At 41.3% G+C, this 22,595-nt stretch carries 22 protein-coding genes; all 22 read right to left on the bottom strand.

Annotation, left to right across the window (positions count from 1 at the left end; genetic code table 11):
- Nucleotides 1–193: 193 nt before the first annotated feature.
- The 22 genes from bioB to uvrA all read right to left on the bottom strand — a co-directional run bounded on the left by bioB (nt 194) and on the right by uvrA (nt 22,593).
- Nucleotides 194–1,198, bottom strand: coding sequence for a biotin synthase BioB (bioB, locus tag GS400_RS16660; protein WP_201450118.1), 1,005 nt, complete (start codon nt 1,196–1,198; stop codon nt 194–196).
- Nucleotides 1,199–1,210: 12 nt separating this feature from the next.
- Nucleotides 1,211–1,813, bottom strand: a complete 603-nt coding sequence (locus GS400_RS16665; RefSeq protein ID WP_160103654.1) for a biotin transporter BioY — start codon at nt 1,811–1,813, stop codon at nt 1,211–1,213.
- Between the two features lie 166 nt (nt 1,814–1,979).
- Nucleotides 1,980–3,650 carry an acyl-CoA dehydrogenase family protein gene (locus tag GS400_RS16670; RefSeq protein ID WP_160103656.1) on the bottom strand — a complete coding sequence of 557 codons (1,671 nt, stop codon included), beginning with the start codon at nt 3,648–3,650 and terminating at the stop codon, nt 1,980–1,982.
- 11 nt (nt 3,651–3,661) lie between these two features.
- Nucleotides 3,662–5,173 carry a class I adenylate-forming enzyme family protein gene (locus GS400_RS16675; protein ID WP_160103658.1) on the bottom strand — a complete coding sequence of 504 codons (1,512 nt, stop codon included), beginning with the start codon at nt 5,171–5,173 and terminating at the stop codon, nt 3,662–3,664.
- Nucleotides 5,170–5,562, bottom strand: coding sequence for a MerR family transcriptional regulator (locus GS400_RS16680; RefSeq protein ID WP_160103660.1), 393 nt, complete (start codon nt 5,560–5,562; stop codon nt 5,170–5,172). Before GS400_RS16680 ends, GS400_RS16675 begins: the two co-directional genes overlap by 4 nt.
- A 367-nt stretch (nt 5,563–5,929) precedes the next feature.
- Nucleotides 5,930–7,579, bottom strand: coding sequence for a glycerol-3-phosphate dehydrogenase/oxidase (locus GS400_RS16685; protein WP_160103662.1), 1,650 nt, complete (start codon nt 7,577–7,579; stop codon nt 5,930–5,932).
- Between the two features lie 51 nt (nt 7,580–7,630).
- Nucleotides 7,631–9,121 carry a glycerol kinase GlpK gene (glpK, locus tag GS400_RS16690; protein WP_160103664.1) on the bottom strand — a complete coding sequence of 497 codons (1,491 nt, stop codon included), beginning with the start codon at nt 9,119–9,121 and terminating at the stop codon, nt 7,631–7,633.
- A 233-nt stretch (nt 9,122–9,354) separates the two neighbouring features.
- Nucleotides 9,355–10,110, bottom strand: a complete 756-nt coding sequence (locus GS400_RS16695; protein ID WP_160103666.1) for an STAS domain-containing protein — start codon at nt 10,108–10,110, stop codon at nt 9,355–9,357.
- A 78-nt stretch (nt 10,111–10,188) separates the two neighbouring features.
- The gene (locus tag GS400_RS16700; RefSeq protein ID WP_160103668.1) at nt 10,189–10,722 is read right to left on the bottom strand and encodes an acyltransferase; all 534 of its coding nucleotides are present in this window, start codon (nt 10,720–10,722) and stop codon (nt 10,189–10,191) included.
- 4 nt (nt 10,723–10,726) lie between these two features.
- Entirely contained in the window at nt 10,727–11,368 is a 642-nt protein-coding gene (gene ppaX, locus GS400_RS16705) for a pyrophosphatase PpaX (protein WP_160103670.1), read from the bottom strand.
- Nucleotides 11,343–12,299, bottom strand: a complete 957-nt coding sequence (locus GS400_RS16710; RefSeq protein ID WP_160103672.1) for a nucleoside recognition domain-containing protein — start codon at nt 12,297–12,299, stop codon at nt 11,343–11,345. Before GS400_RS16710 ends, ppaX begins: the two co-directional genes overlap by 26 nt.
- Before the next feature lie 12 nt (nt 12,300–12,311).
- Nucleotides 12,312–13,145 carry a prolipoprotein diacylglyceryl transferase gene (lgt, locus tag GS400_RS16715; protein WP_160103674.1) on the bottom strand — a complete coding sequence of 278 codons (834 nt, stop codon included), beginning with the start codon at nt 13,143–13,145 and terminating at the stop codon, nt 12,312–12,314.
- Entirely contained in the window at nt 13,135–14,094 is a 960-nt protein-coding gene (hprK, locus tag GS400_RS16720) for an HPr(Ser) kinase/phosphatase (RefSeq protein ID WP_160103676.1), read from the bottom strand. Before hprK ends, lgt begins: the two co-directional genes overlap by 11 nt.
- 180 nt (nt 14,095–14,274) lie before the next feature.
- Nucleotides 14,275–15,087: an AAC(3) family N-acetyltransferase gene (locus GS400_RS16725; protein ID WP_160103678.1), complete on the bottom strand. Its 813-nt coding sequence runs from the start codon at nt 15,085–15,087 to the stop codon at nt 14,275–14,277.
- Nucleotides 15,088–15,186: 99 nt separating this feature from the next.
- Complete coding sequence (locus GS400_RS16730; protein ID WP_160103680.1) at nt 15,187–15,534, bottom strand: phage holin family protein; 348 nt, start codon at nt 15,532–15,534, stop codon at nt 15,187–15,189.
- Complete coding sequence (locus tag GS400_RS16735) at nt 15,531–15,740, bottom strand: PspC domain-containing protein (protein WP_160103682.1); 210 nt, start codon at nt 15,738–15,740, stop codon at nt 15,531–15,533. Before GS400_RS16735 ends, GS400_RS16730 begins: the two co-directional genes overlap by 4 nt.
- Before the next feature lie 12 nt (nt 15,741–15,752).
- A complete protein-coding gene (locus GS400_RS16740) occupies nt 15,753–16,847 on the bottom strand; it encodes a DUF4097 family beta strand repeat-containing protein (protein ID WP_160103684.1) in 1,095 nt (364 codons plus the stop codon).
- A gap of 184 nt (nt 16,848–17,031) precedes the next feature.
- Nucleotides 17,032–17,703 carry a bacillithiol biosynthesis deacetylase BshB2 gene (bshB2, locus tag GS400_RS16745; RefSeq protein WP_160103686.1) on the bottom strand — a complete coding sequence of 224 codons (672 nt, stop codon included), beginning with the start codon at nt 17,701–17,703 and terminating at the stop codon, nt 17,032–17,034.
- 47 nt (nt 17,704–17,750) lie between these two features.
- Complete coding sequence (locus GS400_RS16750; protein WP_160103688.1) at nt 17,751–18,098, bottom strand: YojF family protein; 348 nt, start codon at nt 18,096–18,098, stop codon at nt 17,751–17,753.
- An 85-nt stretch (nt 18,099–18,183) separates the two neighbouring features.
- Nucleotides 18,184–18,825 carry a hypothetical protein gene (locus GS400_RS16755; protein ID WP_160103690.1) on the bottom strand — a complete coding sequence of 214 codons (642 nt, stop codon included), beginning with the start codon at nt 18,823–18,825 and terminating at the stop codon, nt 18,184–18,186.
- A gap of 43 nt (nt 18,826–18,868) precedes the next feature.
- Nucleotides 18,869–19,657, bottom strand: a complete 789-nt coding sequence (locus GS400_RS16760) for a class I SAM-dependent methyltransferase (RefSeq protein WP_160103692.1) — start codon at nt 19,655–19,657, stop codon at nt 18,869–18,871.
- Between the two features lie 62 nt (nt 19,658–19,719).
- Entirely contained in the window at nt 19,720–22,593 is a 2,874-nt protein-coding gene (gene uvrA / locus GS400_RS16765; protein ID WP_160103694.1) for an excinuclease ABC subunit UvrA, read from the bottom strand.
- Nucleotides 22,594–22,595: the final 2 nt, after the last annotated feature.

The following is a 22,595-nucleotide window of genomic DNA, read 5'->3' on the forward strand; positions in this document are numbered from 1 at the left end:
GGGCTATCGCCTGCATTTCGTACATGATCGCCTGAATATGAACTTCGATAGCCCGAATATCCTGAACAATCGCCCAAACCTTGATTAACAACGCCTGTATTTCACTTACAATCGCCTGAATCAGATCAGGAATCGCCCGAATGCAATCAAAAAAAGCCTGAAACGCATCACACGTTCCAGGCACACCTCGACTTTACCCAATAGGAATTTCTTCTTCTTTTGTAACATAATCAATTTCGAAACCAGCATCTAAAATCATCTGGTGGTCTTTGTTCCCCTCTTGCCCTTCTGTTGTTAAGTAGTCTCCAACAAAGATCGAATTAGCTGGATATAAACTAAATGGTTGTAAACTACGTAAGTTCACTTCTCTTCCGCCTGATACCCGAATTTCCTTACTCGGATTTATAAAACGGAAGAGGCACAGCACTTTTAAGCAGTAAGTTGGAGTCAGTTCATCAGTACCCTCTAACGGAGTACCGTCTATTGCGTGCAAAAAGTTCACCGGAATGGAATCAGCATCGAGTGCTTTTAGTGATCTTGCCATTTGCACTACGTCTTGCTTCGTTTCCTTCATTCCTACAATGACTCCTGAACAAGGTGAAATACCGACATCTTTTACTGTATCTACAGTACCAACACGATCCTCGTATGTATGAGACGTTGTAATCTGCTCATGATGATTTTCGGATGTGTTTATATTGTGGTTGTAACGATCAACGCCAGCTTCTTTAAGAGACTCTGCCTGTTCTGGGTTCAAAAGTCCTAAGCAAGCACAAATCTTCATGTCGTAATTCTGTTTAATCTCTTTAACAGCAGCGGTAACTTCGTTTAGCTCTCGTGTAGTAGGTCCACGCCCACTCGCTACAATGCAATATGTTCCTGATTTCAATCGATGAGCTTGTTCAGCACCTTTTACGATGTCGTCTTTTTTCATCATGCGATATTTTTCAATTGGAGCATCCGAAACAATCGATTGAGCGCAATACCCACAGTTTTCAGGACAAAAGCCTGACTTCGTGTTCACGATCATATTGAGCTTCACTTTGTTTCCATAGTAATGTTTCCGGATCTTGTATGCACTATGGAGTAAATCTAGAAGTTCATCATCCTTACTATCTAGAATCGCTAAAGCTTCATCATCTGTCAGTTCATTACCTTCTAACACTTGATCAGCAAGTTGACCCCAATTCACAACCATAATATTCCCTCCTTATGCCGCTTCGTTTTGTTGTCTACGGAGCTGACTGCGAGATAGCACGCTACGCTCAAGACGAAATGCGAATACTCCGGCTAATGCAGATAGAATTAGATCTTTCGGTAGTGGTGCCATCATCCATGCCCATGCCATAGAATAAGAGAATCCTTCTGGAGCTCCATACCATAGTACGTAAGCTGCATACATCCAATTTGTACCGAAAACATAATTGATCGTCATACCAATAAGTCCAGCAATCACATAACGTGGTAGTGTACGATTGTTTTCAGTAAGTTTACCAACTACATATGCTACAAGAATAAAAGATAATATAAATCCAAATGTAGGACTAAGTAATGATCCAAAACCACCGCCAAACCTAGCAAAAATTGGTGCACCAGCTAGTCCAACTAACATATAAACCGTCATGGACATTGCACCCAAACGACTTCCCAACACAAGACCTGCTAAAACGGCAAAGAACGTTTGCAACGTAATCGGCACGCCTCCTACTACCATAAAAGGCACCCATGCTACGATATTTGCCCCAATCGCCATCAAAGCCACAAATAAACTTCCCATAGTAATATCAAGTGGTGTCATCTTTCTTGATTTCATTTTTTCTCCTCCTAAACCCAAGTTATCGTTAACCTATTAAATGTTAAGTTAACATAAATAAAGGTTAACATAAGGTTTGGAAAATTCATATATTATTTTTTGGTATAAATAAAGAAAAACACCCTGCCATTCTCACTCAATTGGCAGGGTGTTTCCTCTATTTCATTTAAACATTCACTTGTTCTTTTTGCTCAACAATCCGATCAAAGTGTTTCAGAGAAAGCTGATCAAAATCTAACTCATCTCGTTTCCATGTAAGCTGTAAAAAGACCTCAGCAATAGCCTTTTTACGTTCACCTCCAACGACCGCATCTTTTAAAGAAATAACACTCTCATAAATGGCCGTCATACGATCAGCTAACGTTTTACTATAATACGTTTGTGATCCTTCATCCATAACCACAACACGATTGGTGAGCTCTTGTAGTTCACCAACTTTCCCTTTAACAAAAGCAGCTTCATCTGCTAACTCAACAGGGAGGGCATCTAATTCTTGCTTCATCTCATTAATGAATATTTCATGAACCTGGTATTTATGCATGAGACGTAATACTTCAAGCCCAAGGATGTTTGCTGTACCTTCCCACACTGTGAGAACTTGGGCATCCCGTAACAAACGAGGAGTGACAAAGTCTTCTATAAAACCATTCCCTCCATGCATCTCAATGGACTCATGAGAAAAATGGATCGCCTGCTCAGCAGTTTCTTTTTTCAAAAGCGCTATGAGTAAACGATTTAAAGCAATCTCACGGACACTGGTTGCCTCTCGGTCAGTCATGACACGATCAAACAGAGAAATGAGGGAAAAGACGGCACTTGTCTCTACTTCTTGTTTTGCCCGCAGACGAACCAACGTGTCTCGCACCATCGGATAATCTTTTAACGTATTACCAAAAGCTTGTCGCTCATATGCATAGTTCCTTGCTTCAAGATAGCCACGTTGCATAATGCCAATCGATGCAATTGCATTACAGACACGTGAAAGGTTGAGTGCTTCCATCATATAATAGATTCCTTGCTCAGGTTCGCCGATCATATAAGCCTCAGCTCCATCAAACACAACCTCAGCAGATGGAACCGCACGAACACCCAGCTTATCTTTTAACCTACGAATCTGAATGCCATTTAAGCTATCATCTTTATTTCGCCACGGAACAAGAAATAAGCTAAGCCCTTTCGTACCTTCAGGCGCATCTTCCCTACGAGCCAAGACAGTTGCAACTCCACAAGCCCCAGCATTACTTGCAAAATACTTTTCTCCATACAAACGATAATAATCCCCGTGCTGGATAGCTGTTGTTTCATTCGCTCCGACATCAGAACCACCTTGCCGTTCTGTTAAAAAGGTTGCTCCTTCATATAACTCAACCTCACCAGTGGATAGAACATGAGGTAAATATTTATCTTTAAGTTCCTTACTGCCATAGTGATCTAGCAAGTACGCTGTAGCCATCGTTAAGGTAACCGGACAATAAAAGCCTGGCTCAGATTGCGACAAAAGATATCCTTGAGCATACGAGTACATGTAGCTCCCTTTTCGACCAAGCTCCGGAATCTCCTTGTGCACATAGCCGACGATCCCACGCCCGTACGTATCTTTAACAGTCTCTTTATATCCCTCATTCAGCCAAACATGCGAAATGTCATTCCCCATTTTGTCGTACTTAATCAGCTTGGGCTGCCCTTCTCGATCTGTATGAACTGCACGCTCATCAACTTCATTGGCACATACTTCACCGTATTCCTCCAACTCTTTTTCAGCCCATTTATAAAAATCTTCATCTAAATACTGCTTCAAAATAAAAGATAGATTTGGATCCTCTTTGAAAAAGTTCATCGTGTTCCTCCTTACGCTTCTTGAAGTTCTCGCAGTTGCTGTTTTAATAACTTACCAGACGCATTTCGCGGTAGTGCATCCAGTTTTGTATAAATACGAGGGATTTTATAGCTCGCCAGTTTATCTTTCAGAAAACGCTTACAATCTTCCTCAAGATCTTCTACCTCATCCTCTAATACAACAAATGCTTTTACCGTTTCACCCCACTCTGGATGTGGCACTCCAATGACAGCCGCTTCAGCAATAGCTGGATGAGCCGTCAACGTTTCTTCTATCTCTTTCGGGAACACGTTAACGCCACCTGAAATGATAATGTCTTTCTTACGATCAATCACCCAAAAGTATCCGTCCTCATCTTGAACCCCCATGTCACCTGTATAGAGCCATCCGTCTTTGATCGTTTCATTCGTTTTCTCTTTATTTTTGTAATAGCCCTTCATGGTTCCCTCACCACGTAGGATGATTTCACCTATATCTCCTTGCTTAACCGGATCACCATTTTCATCAACTAGATTGATTTCACAATGAAGCGCTGCACGCTGGCCTACACTACCTGCTTTAGCATCATGTTCCTCAGGTCTAAGTAGCGTTCCGTTTGGCCCAGCTTCCGTTGATCCGTATAAGCACATTAAGCGATCTGTTTTAAACTGCTGTTTGACGTATTGAACCTCTTTTGTACCAAGTGGTGCTCCACCGTATAACCAGTATTCAACAGAGCTGAGATCATACTCCTGGATTTTAGGATGCTTCGCTGTCACCATATAAGCTACCGGTGCACCGAAGAAATGTGTGATTTTCTCTGATGAAATGAGATCTAGCATTAAATCTGGAGTGAACGTTGGTGCTAAAACATGCGTTGCTCCTACGTATGTGCCAGAAACTAAAAATAGGTGCAGAGGTGCTGAATGACTGAGCGGCATGATATGCAATAGACGACTGTCGGTGTTAATCGTGAGCTCTATCGATATCATAGAAGAAATGGTTAATAGATTGCGGTTCGTAAAGAGAACCCCTTTTGGTCGTCCTGTTGTTCCAGATGTATAAAGCATCGATGCCTCATCATCCTCATGCGTTGTGGATACGATTTCTGCTTCATCACCTGAAGCCAATACATCATCAAAAGCGAGCCACCCATCTTGTGCCGCCCCCGTTTTGATTTGAATGAGGTTCGGATCTTGGATAGAAGAAACATTATCGAAAAGGAGTTCATGTGTGAGAAAAGCTTTAGCATCACTGTGGTCAAGAATATACTCGATTTCTTCTTGTACAAATTTAGCATTGATCGGAACAATAATCGCTTCCAATCGATGCACAGCAAAATAAGTATAGAGAAACTCTGTTACGTTTGGCATATGGAGAACTATTTTATCTCCATTTCCTATCCCTCTTTTTGAAAGAGCATGAGCCAGTTTATTTACGTTACGGTTCCATTCGCTATAAGTAATTCGCTCTCCACCAGAAACAATCGCCTCTTTGTTCGGATACTTTCTCGATTGTCTCGCTAACAGTTCAGAAATGTTCATACCTTTTCCCCTTTCAACTGGTTTAATTTTTGTTGAAACTCTCCAATCAGGCACTGCATTTCATCTCGCATCTCTGTCAACTCCCTTATCCGCTTCGACACCTCCTCTACCTTCTCCTCACCATACTCAATCGTCTTCTCAAGCTGTCTCTTTCCCGAAGGATCCTGATCGAACAACTCGACCATCTCTTTAATTTCCTCTAGCTGAAACCCATACTTCTTCCCTCGAAAGATAAGGATCAGGCGTGTTTTTTCTTTTTTTGTAAACACCCGCTGCCCGCTCTTAGTACGTTCAGGGGTAAGTAAACCAAGCTCTTCATAGTACCGAATCGTACGTGTTGTTACATCAAAGTATTTGGCTAATTCAGATATGGTGAACGTCTCTTGCATGCCCGCACCTCTTTTTATCTGATTTTTCTGATATTTTTAAGTATACCATTTACGTTAACGTAAAGTACAAGGTGGTTTTTGTGGTGGGGGATTCGAGGTGGGTGGGGTTCTATCCAGAAAGATATGTTCTCTAACCGAAATTACTAGCGGTCTATCCGAAACCATTCGCTTTTTATCCAGAATTATAAGCATTCTATCCAAAACTATTCGCTCTCTATCCAGAATCATATCCCTGCTATCCAAAACCATACACTATCTATCCAGAATCACATGCCCGCTATCCAAAACCATATGCTCTCCATCCAGATTCATAAGACCGCTATCCAAAATAATCCCCCTGGCCATCCAACCAGAGGGACTACAATATCTAAGCTGGATCCGGAGCGACCGCTTCTTCAAGCAATACATCTAACTCTCGGGTGTAGGCTTCAATCTGTTCTTCTGTCCATCCATATTCTTGAGCCATAAACGTAATGACAGACTCTTTATGCTTATGCACCCAGTGAATATCAAAGAACAGGGCTCCCGTTCTTCTAACAAAAAAGTCTACAGGTTTCACAGTATGTTCGTGCTCCATACTATACGTCAGCATCGCGTACACTAATGGATCTAATCCCAAATCTTCATTTTTCATTTTATAGTATCGATGAAACACTTCATCGACATTGGCTCCATACATTTGGGTTAAGCCTCGAGCTTTTTCCTCGGATAAACTCATGGCTCTCCCTTCCTCAATTTTGCGATCCATAAAATCAGCGAAGCCGTCAGAGCCACCAACTTCTCCTCCTGCAATAGGGAGTTCCTCTGTTTGGGATTCTGGTAAGTTAAGACCTAATTGTTCAGATAGATGACCAGCCAATAAATCCACCACATTTTCAGCCATTTTACGATAGCCTGTTAGTTTTCCTCCTGCAATAGAAATTAAGCCTGATTCAGAAGTGAAGATCTCATCTTTACGAGAAATTTCAGATGGATCTTTCCCATCCTCATGAATCAACGGACGTAATCCTGCCCAACTCGATTCAACATCACCAGCTGTAATCGATAGATCTGGGAACATAAAATCAATGCATTGCAGCAAGTAATCCCGATCATCAACGGTCATGGTTGGGTGTGCGGTGTCCCCTTCATAAACCGTATCCGTTGTCCCAACATACGTTTTTCCATCACGCGGTATAGCAAAGATCATACGTCCATCAGGTGCGTCAAAATAAATGGCCTGTTGAAGTGGAAACGTCTCACCATTAAAAACAAGGTGTACCCCCTTTGTTAAATGAAGACTCTTTCCTTCTTTAGATCCATCTCTTTCACGAAGGTCATCCACCCAAGGTCCAGCAGCATTCACGACCTTACGCGCATAGATTTCATGTTTTTCACCATCAATCTGATCCTCTGCCACAACACCAGCGACTAGACCATCTTCATATAAAAAGTCGACAACTTTAACGTAGTTTTGAGCCATAGCCCCCTTTTGAACAGCTTTTTTCAACACTTCAAGCGTCAGCCTGGCATCATCTGTACGATACTCAACGTAATAGCCGCTACCTTTTAAGCCATCCTTTTTTAAAAGAGGTTCTTTGGCCAATGTCTCCTTTGGCGTAAGCATTTTTCGTCGTTCATCTCTTTTTACACGAGCTAATGTGTCGTATAGTTTCAATCCAATGTTCGTCATGTATGGACCAAAATTTCCATCCTTATAAAACGGGAGAATCATCCATTCAGGAGTCGTTACGTGAGGACCATTCTCATAAACGATTGCACGCTCCTGCCCCACTTCAGCTACCATTTTCACTTCAAACTGTTTTAAATAGCGTAGTCCTCCGTGAACGAGCTTTGTAGAACGACTCGAAGTTCCAGCTGCGAAATCTTGCATCTCTAAAACACCGGCTGACATGCCACGGGTCACAGCATCCAGTGCGATACCCGCTCCTGTGATACCTCCCCCGATAACAAGCACGTCCAAACGCTCCTGCTCTAATTTATGATAAATCTCCGTTCGCTTATATCCAGAAAACATTCGAAACACTCCATTCTATCCGTACGATACCCAACCCATTCCTTTTTTAGACTACTTAAATGCCCGAGCGGCCTCTACAGCTTTTTGCCAGCCTTTATATAACTCTTCTGCTTCCTTGTTTTCCAACTCCGGTTTAAAAGTACGATCCTTCTTCCATTGTTCCGTAATTTTATCTTTACTATCCCAATAACCAACTGCTAGTCCAGCTAAATAAGCTGCGCCGAGTGCGGTTGTTTCATTAACAATTGGGCGGTCGACTTCAACACCTAGCACATCACTTTGAAATTGCATAAGGAAATCATTCTTAACCGCTCCTCCATCAACACGAAGCGTTTTCAGGTCAATTCCTGAATCCTCTTTCATTGCATCGACAACATCTTTCGTTTGGTATGCGAGAGCTTCAAGTGTAGCGCGGATAAAATGCTCCTTGGAAGTTCCACGAGTTAAGCCAAATACAGCTCCCCTCGCATCAGAATCCCAATACGGTGTACCAAGTCCAACAAAAGCGGGAACGACATACACCCCATCTGTGGAATCAACCTTTTTGGCGTAGTCTTCACTAGCTGGAGCATCTTTGATCATACGTAATCCATCTCGAAGCCATTGAATTGCAGAGCCAGCAACAAAAATACTACCTTCTAAGGCATATTCAACTTTTCCGTCCACGCCCCATGCAATCGTGGTAAGGAGGCCTTGGTCTGATGGAATACCTTCTTCCCCTGTATTCATGAGAACAAAGCAACCTGTTCCATACGTGTTTTTCGCCATTCCTTTTTCAAAGCAAGCCTGTCCGAATAATGCTGCTTGCTGATCACCAGCAACTCCTGCAATTGGGATTTCTTTTCCGAAGAAGTGATAATCAACAGTATGCGCATACACTTCTGAAGAAGGACGTACATCCGGTAAAATTGCTTTCGGCACATCTAAAATATCGAGAAGTTCCTCATCCCACTCCAGATCATAGATGTTGTACATTAACGTACGAGATGCATTGGAGTAATCCGTTACATGTGCTTGTCCACCAGAAAGTTTATAAATCAGCCATGTATCTATGGTTCCGAACAGAAGCTTTCCTTGTTCCGCTTTTTCTCGAGCACCATCTACATGATCTAAAATCCACTTCACTTTTGTCCCTGAAAAATAAGGATCTAATACAAGACCTGTTTTCTTTTTAAACAGATCTTCATACCCGTTCTCTCGTAATTCATTACAAATATCGTTGGTTTGACGGGATTGCCAAACAACTGCATGATAAATAGGTTGTCCTGTTTCCTTATCCCAGATCACGGTTGTTTCTCGCTGGTTTGTAATCCCAATGGAAGCGACTTGATCGGGTTGGACTTCTGCTTTTGTTAAAACATTTGCTATACATGACAAAATGGATGTCCAGATTTCATTCGCATCGTGCTCTACCCATCCTGGTTTCGGGAAAAATTGTTGAAACTCTTTTTGTGCGGTTTGAACAACTTCACCATCATGGTTAAACAAGATTGCTCGTGAACTCGTCGTCCCCTGATCCAGTGACAAAATATATGTTTGCATTAAGATAACCTCCATCTCTTTTTCATGTCGTTTACCTACGTTTCCGCTTTCTTAAACATGCTTCTATGTACTTGATTCGTTCTTTGATAGGCAGAATCCTTTTTCTCTTAAATACTATGTGTTCGAAATATGCCTTATACTAATTGAACCCCATTCCGTTAAAGAACATAAAAAAGGACATAGAACTGATTTACAATTCTATGTCCAAAATGCTCTAATTTTTAGGTGAAATCTCAATGTCTAGCAATGATATATTTGATAGCTTCTTTGGAAGTTTTAAATTTTGGAACATTATAAGATGTTTCTAAAGCAAAATCAAGTGCCAACTCTGGCTTCACACCAGCTATAATACTATGAGCGCCCATAATAGAAAGGTTTTCAATAACCTTCGTGATTTGAGCTGGAAATTCCTCGTTCCATCCCGTAACACCACTTAAGTCAAGGATCACATATTCCACATCCGTATGATGGCACTTTTCTAGGAGTTTACTAAGGATAGTCTGAAAGCGATCATCATCAATCGTTCCTTTAAGTGTTATGGCCAACGTATAGTCCCAGACGTGGAGGATGGGGACAGAAAGCTCTTCAATCAGTTTCTCTTTTCGCCGTTCTTCTTGAACCTTTGTTGTAACGTCCATTAACATTACAACATAGCCAATAGGTGCCCCATTATCCATTATAGGATTAACGATAATATCAGTTACATAAGTGTCTTTAATGTTGATCCGAGTTCTATGTGTATCTGTTAGATGATTCATAATGTTTCGTTGATGCGCTGGGTCCTTGTGAAAGTGATCCATGTTCATTCCAATTAAATCATCTACATTTTCCAGATTATAAAGAGTAATTATATTTTCAAAAAGATCCTTAGCACTGGGATTGATCCAAGTAATATTAAAGTCTTCATCTGCAATAATAATATTTTCACCTATGGCTTCTAATATTTTCGTTGAATAAAGGTTTGATGGTAGTTTCCCAATGGATTCCATTTGAGTATCTCCCCATAGTTTTTTTAGAGAGTATATATCAATTAAATCCTCAATTCAACCTTTTAATGTGCTGTTACACTAGACATCATCATCAAAAAACGTATCCTCTTCTTTTCGCTTATCCATTTCTTCCTTCGAATAAATAACACTCATCGGATTCCCACCAACAAAAGCGCCTGGTGGTACGTCTTTATGTACAAGGGTGCCTGCTGAGACAATGGCACCGTCTCCAATCGTGACACCTGGCAAGATCGTGGTGTTGGCCCCGATTAACACTTCACTTCCGATCTCCACTTTTCCGAGACGATATTCCTTAATTAGATACTCATGAGCGAGGATCGTCGTGTTATAACCGATAACCGTATTCCGTCCAACCGATATTTTTTCAGGAAACATCACATCAAGCATAACCATTAAGGCAAAAGCGGTATACCTTCCTACATCCATCCCTAAAAAGGTGCGATATAGCCAATTTTTCACCGGTAAAAAAGGTGTGTAGCGCGCCAATTGGATGACAACAAAATTTCGTACCACCTTAAAAAAGGGGACGGTTTTATAAACTTGCCATAATGAGTTGGCTTCAGTTACACGGTAACGGTCCGTCTTACGCATATGATCACTCCATTACGATCTTTAGGATATCGCTCATGTGCTCGAGCATATAATCTGGTTTTAGATCCTCTAGGGTTTTGCGACCTTTAATCGTCCAAGCCACGCCCGCTGTTTTTGTGCCAGCATTTTGTCCTGATTCGATATCATGTGTATTGTCTCCAACCATAATCGTCTCATCAGGTTTCGCATCGAGCGCCTTCATGGCACGAACAACCGGTTCTGGATGAGGCTTGGCATGATCAACGTCATCAAGCGTAACAATCGTATCGAACATGTTATCAATCTTTGTTAGCTTTAAGCCCATATCAACGGTTTCACCCATTTTGGTAGTAACAATCCCTAGCTTATATCCCTGATCACGTAATTTTTGCAACGTCTCAACCACACCATCATAAGCCACAACTAGTTCATCATGATGCTCATGATTGTGCTTTCGATAAGTATCAATCATTTCTTCTACATGTTCATTTGGATTAATCTTACGCAAACTCTCTTCAAGAGGAGGCCCGATAAACTTCAACACGTCCTCTTTTTTGTACTGCCCTGGTGCGTATTTTTCAGTTGTATGAAGAAAAGAAGAGATAATTAATTCATTCGTGTTAATCAATGTTCCATCTAAATCAAACAGTAGGGTACGAATTGTCATAAGATGTTGTGTCCTTTCTTTTCGCAATCTTTCGGTTCCAAACAAAACCGACAACCGCCGTTAATGCAATCGCTGTAACCAGTCTTATCAGCAGCAGTGGCCACACTGGAATACCAAGCGGAATGAAGATGAGCGTATCTTCAACAACGGCGTGACATGAAACAAGGAAAATGAGGGACAAGTACATATCCTTCCTCGACACGCCATCTTCCTCAACAGCTTGAAGCATGAGCCCAGCTCCATAAGCAAGCCCGATCACAAGACCTGCCACAAGAGTCATTGATGCATTCCGTTCAACTCCTAGCACACGAGTGAAAGGAGCAAGCCACCTTGAAAATAAGTCTAGCCAATTTTTCTCCTTCAAGTACTGCATCCCTACCATAAGAGGGATAACAATGGCTGCAAGCTGCAATATACTCATAACAGCTGTTTGGATTCCTAAAAAGGCAATTCCCATATAATCTTCTGGGTCTGCTTGTTCTGCAATGAGCCCATATTGAGCCATTTCGGATCCACCATCCCAAAGCAGATTGATCATTACGGCTGATCCAAATGCCAGTGAAAGCCTCACTCCAGCAACAAACCACCATTTCACTCCCACTTTAGAAGCGACAGTTGATTCGATAAGAAGGTTGTGAGAAAACGACATCATCACAGCTAAAATAAAGACCTGCTTGACGGTAAAATCAAATGAAACAATGGCTGCAATACCAGCATAGAGGTTAAGGAAGTTACCAAGGACAAGCGGGATTGCCGCCTCTCCTGGTAACCCAATCCATTTCATAAGTGGTGTAATCCACTCCATCACCCATTGTAAAACAGGGGTGAATCGTAATATCGTAACAATTAATGTAACAGGAAAAATCACTTTACCAAGTGTCCATGTGACTTTTAACCCTTGTTGTAATCCTCTTTTTAACACACCTGGCAAAGCGATACCTCCCTAGTCTTTCACTTTTGTCCCATCATAATGAACATTTGCTTTATTTTTTATTCTGCGATACATGATTAATCCTGCAGCTAAGATAATTAGAACAATTGAAATTACTTGCGCTGTACGTAAGTTTGCAATGATATATAGACTATCTGTACGCATCGCTTCGATAAAGTAGCGTCCAAATGAATACCATATTACATAGCTTAAGAATAGCTCACCACGACGTGGGTTGAAGCGACGTAAGATAAGTAAAAATGCGAATCCAAGAATGTTCCATAGGGATTCATATAAAAATGTCGGATGATACATGATGCCATCAATACACATTTGCTGAACGATAAAGTCCGGCAAATACTGCATATAATTGTTGTAAAACTCTTCTGAAACAGCATAGCCGTGTGCTTCCTGGTTCATAAAGTTTCCCCAACGCCCAATCGCTTGTCCAAGAATGATACTTGGCGCAGCAATATCAGCTAACTGCCAGAAAGAAATGTTACGTACTTTCGCAAAGATCAGGGCTGTAATAACAGCACCAATCAACGCACCATGGATGGCGATACCGCCTTCCCATATGGCTAAAATGTCTATCAAGCTTCCGTTCTTATATCGATCCCATTCAAAAATCACATAATAGATTCTTGCGCAGATAATCGCTGCCGGAATCGCAAATACAACTAAATCAACGAAAATGTCTTTCTTAAGTCCAAGTCTCTGGGATTCACGCATCGCCAGCCATAAACCTAAGTACGCACCTGTTGCGATTATGACTCCATACCAATAAATCGTAAATGGACCAAGCTCTAAAAAGACACGACTAAGGGCGTTCACTTCACATGTCATCTGATAAACCACCCTTCGTTACATCGTTTTTATTTTCACCAATCATGTTGGTTAAACGATCAGAGAACTCTTCAGCAGCATTAATGCCCATACGCTTCAAACGGAAGTTCATCGCTGCTACTTCAATAATAACCGCTAAGTTCCGACCAGGACGTACCGGGATCGTAGCTTTTGGAATTTCAACGTCCATAATCTTCATCATTTCTTCTTCTAGACCAAGACGATCGTATTGCTTGTTCTTGTCCCAGAGTTCAAGATGCATGCACATCGTAATACGCTTATAACTGCGCACAGCCCCAGCACCAAACAATGTCATGACATTGATAATACCCAGTCCACGAATTTCGAGGAGATGCTCTATAAGGGGTGGAGAATTTCCGATTAACGTATCATAATCCTCCTGACGAATTTCCACACTATCGTCAGCCACTAAACGATGCCCTCTTTTAACAAGCTCTAGTGCTGTTTCACTTTTACCAACACCACTCTGCCCTGTAATAAGGACGCCTACGCCATAGATATCAACAAGAACACCGTGAATAGCTGTAAACGGTGCAAATTTTGTCTCAAGGAAGTTGGTTAAACGGCTAATCACACGCGTCGTTTTATACGGAGAACGCATAATCGGAACGCCCGCTTCGTTAGCAGCTTTTATTAACAGTTCCGGCACTTCCATCCCTCGTGTAATCACAATACCCGGAGTAATATCCGTGCATAATTTGGTCACACGATCCTGCTGCTCCTCATCAGACAACTCATTAAAGAAAGAAAGCTCTGTCTTTCCTAATAACTGCAGTCGTTCTGATGGATAATACTTAAAATACCCCGCCATTTCCATACCTGGTCGGGATATATCACTTGTAAAGATTTCGCGATGAGCACCATCCTCACCTGCGACGATTTCTAATTCAAAACGGTCCAATAAATCTTGTGTACGAACCTTCGACATATGTATGCCTCCCTGACTCTAATCACTGCTCCTATTGTAGCATTTTTTCCTTTTGTATGTTGATTTAAAATCTTCCTGAAAAATATGTGAATTTGATGAGACATTTTGGGTCCGCAGGGAAACTGCATTTCTCGGGTACACATCACTTCCCCTCAGGTACCCAAGTCTACACTAATAACATTAATCACTTTTCCGGCGATCATAAAGGTTCAGCCACATTTCAGCATAATCAACGGCTTCCTTCACATCAAAAAGATATGACTTCGCTGAACCTACATGGCCAGCTGATAAACTCTGCGTCTTTTCAAAGTCAGCACCTAAATCCTCAAAAAGCTCATCTCGGAATTCAAGCTCCTTGTATTCCTTCCAGATGCGTTTACCATCTTCAATCATCGGAGCACCTTTTGTAATAACGTCCTGATATCCGATACGATACTCAGCTAGGTGAAAAGCTGTACAACTGTCAAAACCTGCCCCCAATAGCAATACGTATGCCCCTTCATCATAAAGCTTTCCTAGAGGTGATCCCTCTCCTAAACTCCACTCCAAAGGCTGATCCGCTAAAATATGATTTTTATTCTTGCCCCATGCCGTAAAAGAGTAACTCGGATGTGAGCTTCTCTCAACACCCGGGAAGGTTCTGAACACCTCAGGCACCTTCCCCATAAAATTAGCTGGCGTATAGTCCGGGTGATAAAGAGGCATGGTATCCCGAATCTCTTCCCACCATTCTTCAGGAACAGGTGGGTTCTCCCATTCTGCAGGATCTGAAATTTCTACTGTTTGAGAAGGCATGACAATCGTGCCTTCCTCTGTAACGGCATCCATTAAAGCTTGGATAACCGTAACTGCTCCACCATTCACCCAACCAAGTGAGGATAGGGATGTATGTACAATAATGGTCATTCCTTTTTTGACACCAAGCTCTTTCAAGTCATTGTAAAGCGACTTTCTCGTCCGAGGACTCGGCGTTTTTTCTACAAGCTGTGACATATTATATTCCCCCTTTTTCTATTCCATTGGTATTTTAGCACTTTTATCCATCAATGGATATTTGTCATAAAAAAAGCTGACCCAAAAGGCCAGCTTTCCCTATAGTTCTTTCGCTAATTGATTTAACATGAGATTTAAAAGTGAAATGATAATGGCTGAAATAATAGCAATGCCGAACCCATCTATGACAAAACTACTACCCATGAGCCATGCTGTGAGCATTAGTGTAATCGCATTGATGACAAAGAGAAATAAACCAAGCGACACAACAGTAATCGGGAGCGTCAACACTACAAGAATAGGACGTACGATTGCGTTTAAAACCGAAAGAATTAAACTCGCTATTAAAGCAGCAGCAAACCCTTCAATTCTAAAAGACTCGAATAGTTGAGCAACAGCAATGATTGCTACAGCATTTAGTACGACATGTAAGAGCCACTTTTTCACGTAGTTTCCTCTCCTTCAAACGGCATAACAAAGGCTGCTGCCACATAAATCAGGATTAATGGTAGGCCTCCTGTTACAGCTAGTATGACGATAAATAGAATACGAAGCAATGTAGAATCCATTTCTAAATACTTCGATGCACCGCCTAAAACACCAGAAATCATTTTATCCTCTTTAGATTTCGTTAATCGCTTTTGTTTATCCATTTTTCATCCCTCCTAATCGTTGGAATTGACTTTAACAGAGCCTGTCTTGGTTTCTGCTTCTAGATGTAAGGTTTTTTCCTTTTCAGAATGAGCTTCAAACCTCAATTCTTTTTTCAATACATCCTTCTTCTCTTCAATCACTTTGAATTCAGGAAGATTACAGTTGATACTCCCCACACTCGTTTTCAGCTCGCCATCAATACGACGGTCGTCTGAAAGGTTAATACGAATAGATCCAGTCAGGGACTTAAAAAATCCTGTATGCCCTTGATCTCCGTGCCAGTCACAATGAATACTACCATTTACAACTTGTGAGTCAACTTTACCGAATTCACCATCAAGCTTGATCGAACCATTTAAGCTTTCCGTTTCAAGCTCATTACATACAATGTCTTTTAAGGTGATAGATCCATTGGACGAAGCAATATCCCACTCGTCTCCACGCATGTGCGACAGCTTAATACTACCGTTAGCCGTTTTAGCGCGTAGCTCTTCCGCATGAAGATGTTCCGAATTAATACTACCGTTAAACATACGTAACGATACCTTTTCATATTCCTTCTTAGGGATGTAAAGCTTCACATTTGCACTGATTTTTTTCGATGCAATAGCAAACCTTAGTGAGTCGTCATCCACAAGGAATTTCTTTTCGTCCATGAAAAACTTACGCGCTGCATCTCGTGATTCAGCATTATACACTTTTGCTTCACACTCAATACGGACGTCTTCCTCTTCCCAAGGAATTACTTTAGTACTTCCATTTGAAATATCTAAATACATCTCAGAAAAGGATACACCTTCATATTGAAAAATATGTGACACCTGATAGCTATGCCCAAAATTAAAATCTAAATCAACGTTTTTAATCTTTTTCACAGCATCCTCTACAAAATTCATAAATCGCTTCTTTGTAGATTCAGACTCATAATGATGTTGATCTTGTTTAGCATTCCAATCCACTTTGGTTGTTAAATCCTGTTGTTGCTGTGTTTCTTCTTTTTCAACATTTTCAGCATGTTTCAGGGATTCAAGTAATTCTTCCGCCTCTTCAGCTGTAATAACTTGGTCCTCTATCATTTTTAATATTCGTTTACGTTCTTCACTCATGTACGGTTCTCCTTTCAACACTTAAAAGGTGTGTATCTAGATATACGAATAACTCATTGATTTGTTTCACCATTCTGATTCCTATTTTACACAAGAGTTTTATTTGCTACCTCAACCTCTAGACGGACTTCTCATCACTATTTAGGATGATCATGTAAAAAACAGTACCCGCTGTGGATACTGTTTAAGATTTAAAATCCCATTTATAAAATTCTTCGTAGCGTAGCATCTTCATACCTTCTGAATCCATGTCACCGAACTCAGGGCTGTTACGGAATTTGCTTAGCATGCCTTCAGCTTGTGAGCGGTGCGCTTCGATGACTTTCATCTTGTCTTCAAATTGGTCTTTTACATCGTTCACAACATCTGGCTCTCCAAGCATTTCATGACGATTATGCGTAATCGCTTTTGCCCATACTTCAGGACGATCATCTGGGTGCATGCGCTCAACCGCTTCAATCGCAGCTGCTCCCATCGCGTCATGGTCAGGGTGAACAGCATGACCAGGATAGAATGTAATAACGAGACTAGGCTGAATATCTTCTAAAATACTCTTCAAGTGTTCAGCTACTTCTCCGCGATCTTCAAATTCTAACGTCTTATCTCGGTAGCCTAGCATTTGAAGATTGATATCAAGCGCCTTACAAGCATCTTGAAGTTCTTTTTTACGAATCTCCGGCAGCGTTTCACGATTAGCAAAAAACGGACTTCCCATGTTACGTCCCATTTCGCCTAGTGTTCCGCATAAATACGTTACCGGAATATTGTTTTTTCGGTACTCCAGAATTGTCCCGGAGCATCCAAACGCTTCATCATCAGGGTGAGGTAAAATAATGACAACGTGCTGTTGATCCATCTGGCTTCACTCCTTCGTTTTAGAGAAAAATCTTATGCGTTTTCACCTTATTCAAAAGGTGTTTCACTTATTTCTAAGGCAACCATTAAGCGACCTTCTACATCGTGGCCAGCCATTAAAAGGCGGTTATGTTGGTCGATTTCCCAATCCGTTAACCCTTCAGCATAAATCCAGCCATTCTCAGTTTTAAGGCCGATGCGGTAGGACTCATGTCCAACGATTTTAGCCTGTGTATAACGGACTTGCGCATTTCGAATAAACGCACCAACGTTATAGGCATTGGAATCAAAATGGCGAGCATAAGCTCCATTTGTCGTTTCTAAGTGTATATATACATCTTTGTGAGCAAAGCGTTCAAGCGCTTCTTGGACTCCATCAATTTCGATTCTTTCCATGGCGATAGCTCCTCTCGCACTAGTGTCTTTATATACCATACCCAATTTGATGATGAAACGTCAAAACATCTACCTGAAAGCAAGGCTATTGCTTAAGTTTTTTACGCTCATTAGCTTTTGCTTCATCACTAATGAGGCGTGTTTCCTCACTTTTTCTTTCTTCTTCATCACTAATAAGCTCTTCTTCCTCACTTATCACTCCTGCTTCTACACTAATAAGCTCTTCTTCCTCACTTATCACTCCTGCTTCTACACTTATATAGCTCTCTCCCCCACTTATCACTCCTACTTCAACACTAATAAGCTTTACTTCTTCACTTATCACTCCTACTTCAACACTAATAAGCTCTTCTTCCTCACTTATCACTCCTACTTCAACACTAATAAGCTTTACTTCCTCACTTATCACTCCTACTTCAACACTAATAAGCTTTACTTCTTCACTTATCACTCCTACTTCAACACTAATAAGCTCTACTTCCTCACTTATCACTCCTACTTCAACACTAATAAGCTCTTCTTCCTCACTTATCACTCCCGCTTCAACACTAATAAGCTCTACTTCCTCACTTATCACTCCCGCTTCAACACTAATAAGCTCTACTTCCTCACTTATCACTCCCGCTTCAACACTAATAAGCTCTATTTCCTCACTTATCACTCCTGATTCTACACTTATGTAGCTCTCTCCCTCACTTATTCCCCCTACTTCAACACTATCCCCCACTTACCACATAAAAAGACTGACCCACTTGGATCAGTCTTCTTCATTAAGCCTTCTCAGCCACCCAGATCGTCCACCTATCTTTTTCATAAATAGGCTCACTAGGTTTATATGATGAAATAATGCTGTCTGTCATATCTCGTAGTTCTTCGTCTGTAATATCATGAAGAATGCTTCGGCCTGTTCGGTTAAGCAGATCTTCTTCTAGTTCTTCTCGGTTGTTGAACACTTTTCGAGTTTCCCAGATTGTTTTGATTTTGATTTTATGAAAGCCAGCTTGGTGTAATTCCTTTATGACAGTGTTGGAGTGGTATCTTCTATTTTTTTCTACTGTTTTCAACTGCGGAAATTCTGAAAAGAAATATCCTCGAATGTGTTCTTTACTTGGAGGTAGAAAACAATCTTCAAGTGTACGATCTTGAAGGATCACCTGTCCTCCTTTTTGTAGAATACGATGCACCTCGGTCATGTTTTCTCGAAATTGAGCACGATTTAAATGGTGAATAAGCGCTCGTTCTAGCACCATATCCGCAGAGTCACCCTGCAATGGTGTGGCTGTAGCATCCCCCAATTCAAAAGATACATCGGATAAGCTATCTAAGTGATCTTTTGCTCCTTGAAGCATGACTTCTGAGCCATCAACACAGGTGATTTCATTTGCCCCGAGTTCGATCATGGCCTTCGTGTAAATACCTCCGCCGCAACCAATATCTACAACATGTTGATTCTGAACGGTAACTAACGATTCAATTGCCTCTTTCCATTCTGGAGATGCTTGCCTTGTAGCGTATGTGCTCGGTTGTAATTGGTTAAAGAAATTTTGATTCAAACTCATCCAACCCTTCGTGATACATAGACACCATTTCCATTATAAAGGCAATTGACTGAATATTGAACTTATTTGGAAACTTTTTCTTTACTTTTTAGCTTTTTTTCCATTCGTTGGCGATCTCGTTCAAGGATTGGCTTCAAATAATACCCCGTATAGGACTGCTTTTGCTCACCTACTTCTTCAGGTGTGCCAGTTGCAATTATCTCCCCACCATTTTCTCCACCTTCAGGACCTAGGTCAACCAGATAGTCTGCCGCTTTTATGACATCAAGGTTGTGCTCGATGATCATAACCGTATCTCCATTATCCACCAGACGCTGAAGGACAGTGAGTAATCGAGAAATATCATCCACATGCAGACCTGTTGTAGGTTCATCTAGTATATAAAGGGAGCGTCCTGTTGAGCGACGGTGTAATTCACTTGCGAGTTTTACACGTTGAGCTTCTCCCCCTGACAAGGTTGTAGCTGGTTGGCCAAGTTTAATATAGCCAAGACCTACATCAAATATAGTTGAGAGCTTCCGCTTAATTTTCGGGATGTTTTCGAAAAACTCATAAGCTTCTTCAATCGTCATTTCAAGTACGTCAGCAATACTCTTTCCTTTATATTTCACTTCTAACGTTTCACGGTTATAACGTTTTCCGTCACATACTTCACAAGGGACATACACATCAGGTAAGAAGTGCATTTCAATCTTGATAATTCCGTCTCCACGGCACGCTTCACAACGTCCACCTTTTACGTTAAAGCTGAAACGACCTTTCTTGTATCCTCGCATTTTCGCTTCGTTTGTCTGAGCAAAAACATCACGTATGTTATCAAAAACACCCGTGTACGTAGCAGGGTTTGAGCGCGGTGTACGACCTATTGGCGATTGGTCAATATCAATCACTTTATCAAGGTAATCAATGCCTTTAATATCTTTATGCTTACCTGGCTTTTCCTTACTTTTGTGCAGTCTTTGAGCAAGAGATTTATATAAAATTTCATTGACTAATGTACTCTTACCTGAACCTGATACACCTGTAACAGCTGTCAGCAAGCCCAATGGAATAGAAGCATTAACCTGTTTCAAGTTATTTTCTTCTGCTCCTTTAATCTCCAGATAGCGGCCATCTGGCTTACGACGCTCTTGTGGTAGTGGAATAAACTTCTCCCCTGATAAATACTGTCCCGTTAAGGAATTAGCATCATCCATCACTTCTTGTGGCGTACCACTTGAAACGATCTCACCACCATGTGCTCCAGCTCCTGGTCCAATATCAATGAGGTGATCTGCTGCAAGCATTGTATCTTCATCATGCTCAACAACAATCAGTGTATTATCTAAGTCACGCATCCGCTTCAACGTCGAAATAAGGCGGTCATTATCTCGTTGGTGTAGTCCAATTGAAGGCTCATCAAGAACATAGAGAACCCCGGTAAGAGCAGCACCAATTTGGGTTGCCAAACGAATACGTTGAGCTTCCCCACCAGATAATGTCCCTGCTGATCGCGATAACGTAAGGTAATCGAGTCCAACGTTTATTAAGAAGGTAAGACGATCCGAGATCTCCTTCAAAATCATACGTGCAATGCTACGCTCTTTTTCCGTTAACTCTACAGAATCGAAAAATTCACGTGCATCATGAACAGAAAGCTCCGTTGCTTTACCAATGTGTTGGCCATTAATAAGCACAGCAAGAGGTTTTTCATCAAGACGATAACCCTCACATTTTGGACAGGGCTTTTGCGCCATGTATTTTTCCATTTGCTCACGAATGTAATCTGAGCTCGTTTCTCGATAACGACGCGCTACGTTAGGAATAACACCCTCGAAAAAGATCTCGTTTTCACGCACTTTTCCAAAGTCATTCTCGTAATGGAATAAGATTTTCTCATCTCCACTACCATAAAGAACACGTTCAAAAAGCTGCTTCGGAATATCTCGAACAGGAATGTCCATGTCGATTCCATAGTGATTACATACACTCTTCAATAGCTGTGGATAATACTGTGAACTAGCTGGCTCCCATGGCGCAATGGCATGTTCATTCAGTGTTAAATCCCAGTCAGGAATGACAAAATCAAGATCCACTTCTAGTTGTGTTCCAAGACCATCACAACGATCACATGCCCCATATGGACTGTTAAAGGAGAACATGCGTGGCTCTAGTTCTCCAATTGAAAAACCACAAATCGGACATGCATGGTTTTCGTTGAATAGAAGCTCTTCACCATCAATGACATCAACAATGGCTTGCCCTTCACCTAGTTGTAATGTCGTCTCTAATGAATCCGAAATACGACCTGCTACACCGTCTTTAATCGCAATACGGTCAATGACAACTTCAATTGAGTGTTTTTTATTTTTTTCAAGCTTGATGTCTTCGGTTACTTCTCGCATCTCGCCATCTACGCGGAGACGTACGTAACCCTCTTTCTTTAACTTTTCAAGAACTTTGACATGTTCACCTTTACGTCCTGATACAACAGGAGCCATGATCTGCATTTTTGTTCGTTCAGGATATTGCAGTAACTGATCGACCATTTGCTGGACGGTTTGGGACGTAATTTCAACGTTGTGTTTTGGACACGTAGGTCGACCAACACGAGCGTACAATAAACGTAAATAGTCGTAGATTTCTGTTACAGTTCCAACTGTTGAACGAGGGTTACGACTCGTTGTTTTTTGATCAATTGAAATCGCTGGCGATAGCCCCTCTATGGAATCCACATCAGGCTTATCCATCTGTCCTAAAAACTGACGTGCATAAGCAGATAGAGATTCCACGTAGCGGCGCTGACCCTCAGCATAAATCGTGTCAAAGGCTAAAGAGGATTTCCCTGATCCAGATAAACCTGTGAGCACAACCAGGTTGTTTTTCGGGATTTCTGCATCAATGTTTTTTAAATTATGGGCACGAGCCCCTTGGATTTTTATCGATTTCTGGCTCATAT

The sequence above is a fragment of the Pontibacillus sp. HMF3514 genome (assembly GCF_009858175.1).
Lineage (GTDB): Bacteria > Bacillota > Bacilli > Bacillales > BH030062 > Pontibacillus.

Bases quoted from the DNA above. Each gene is read 5' to 3' on its own strand.
- GS400_RS16670 (WP_160103656.1), bottom strand. From the start codon at position 3,650: ATGAACTTTTTCAAAGAGGATCCAAATCTATCTTTTATTTTGAAGCAG.
- GS400_RS16680 (WP_160103660.1), bottom strand. From the start codon at position 5,562: ATGCAAGAGACGTTCACCATATCTGAATTAGCCAAATACTTTGATGTA.
- GS400_RS16750 (WP_160103688.1), bottom strand. From the start codon at position 18,098: ATGGAAAGAATCGAAATTGATGGAGTCCAAGAAGCGCTTGAACGCTTT.
- GS400_RS16760 (WP_160103692.1), bottom strand. From the start codon at position 19,657: ATGAGTTTGAATCAAAATTTCTTTAACCAATTACAACCGAGCACATAC.
- GS400_RS16725 (WP_160103678.1), bottom strand. From the start codon at position 15,087: ATGTCACAGCTTGTAGAAAAAACGCCGAGTCCTCGGACGAGAAAGTCG.
- glpK (WP_160103664.1), bottom strand. From the start codon at position 9,121: ATGCAAACATATATTTTGTCACTGGATCAGGGGACGACGAGTTCACGA.
- ppaX (WP_160103670.1), bottom strand. From the start codon at position 11,368: ATGACAATTCGTACCCTACTGTTTGATTTAGATGGAACATTGATTAAC.
- bioB (WP_201450118.1), bottom strand. From the start codon at position 1,198: ATGGTTGTGAATTGGGGTCAACTTGCTGATCAAGTGTTAGAAGGTAAT.
- uvrA (WP_160103694.1), bottom strand. From the start codon at position 22,593: ATGAGCCAGAAATCGATAAAAATCCAAGGGGCTCGTGCCCATAATTTA.
- GS400_RS16695 (WP_160103666.1), bottom strand. From the start codon at position 10,110: ATGGAATCCATTGGGAAACTACCATCAAACCTTTATTCAACGAAAATA.
- GS400_RS16740 (WP_160103684.1), bottom strand. From the start codon at position 16,847: ATGAGTGAAGAACGTAAACGAATATTAAAAATGATAGAGGACCAAGTT.
- GS400_RS16700 (WP_160103668.1), bottom strand. From the start codon at position 10,722: ATGCGTAAGACGGACCGTTACCGTGTAACTGAAGCCAACTCATTATGG.
- GS400_RS16735 (WP_160103682.1), bottom strand. From the start codon at position 15,740: ATGGATAAACAAAAGCGATTAACGAAATCTAAAGAGGATAAAATGATT.
- GS400_RS16665 (WP_160103654.1), bottom strand. From the start codon at position 1,813: ATGAAATCAAGAAAGATGACACCACTTGATATTACTATGGGAAGTTTA.
- GS400_RS16685 (WP_160103662.1), bottom strand. From the start codon at position 7,579: ATGTTTTCTGGATATAAGCGAACGGAGATTTATCATAAATTAGAGCAG.
- lgt (WP_160103674.1), bottom strand. From the start codon at position 13,145: ATGACATGTGAAGTGAACGCCCTTAGTCGTGTCTTTTTAGAGCTTGGT.
- bshB2 (WP_160103686.1), bottom strand. From the start codon at position 17,703: ATGGATCAACAGCACGTTGTCATTATTTTACCTCACCCTGATGATGAA.
- hprK (WP_160103676.1), bottom strand. From the start codon at position 14,094: ATGTCGAAGGTTCGTACACAAGATTTATTGGACCGTTTTGAATTAGAA.
- GS400_RS16675 (WP_160103658.1), bottom strand. From the start codon at position 5,173: ATGAACATTTCTGAACTGTTAGCGAGACAATCGAGAAAGTATCCGAAC.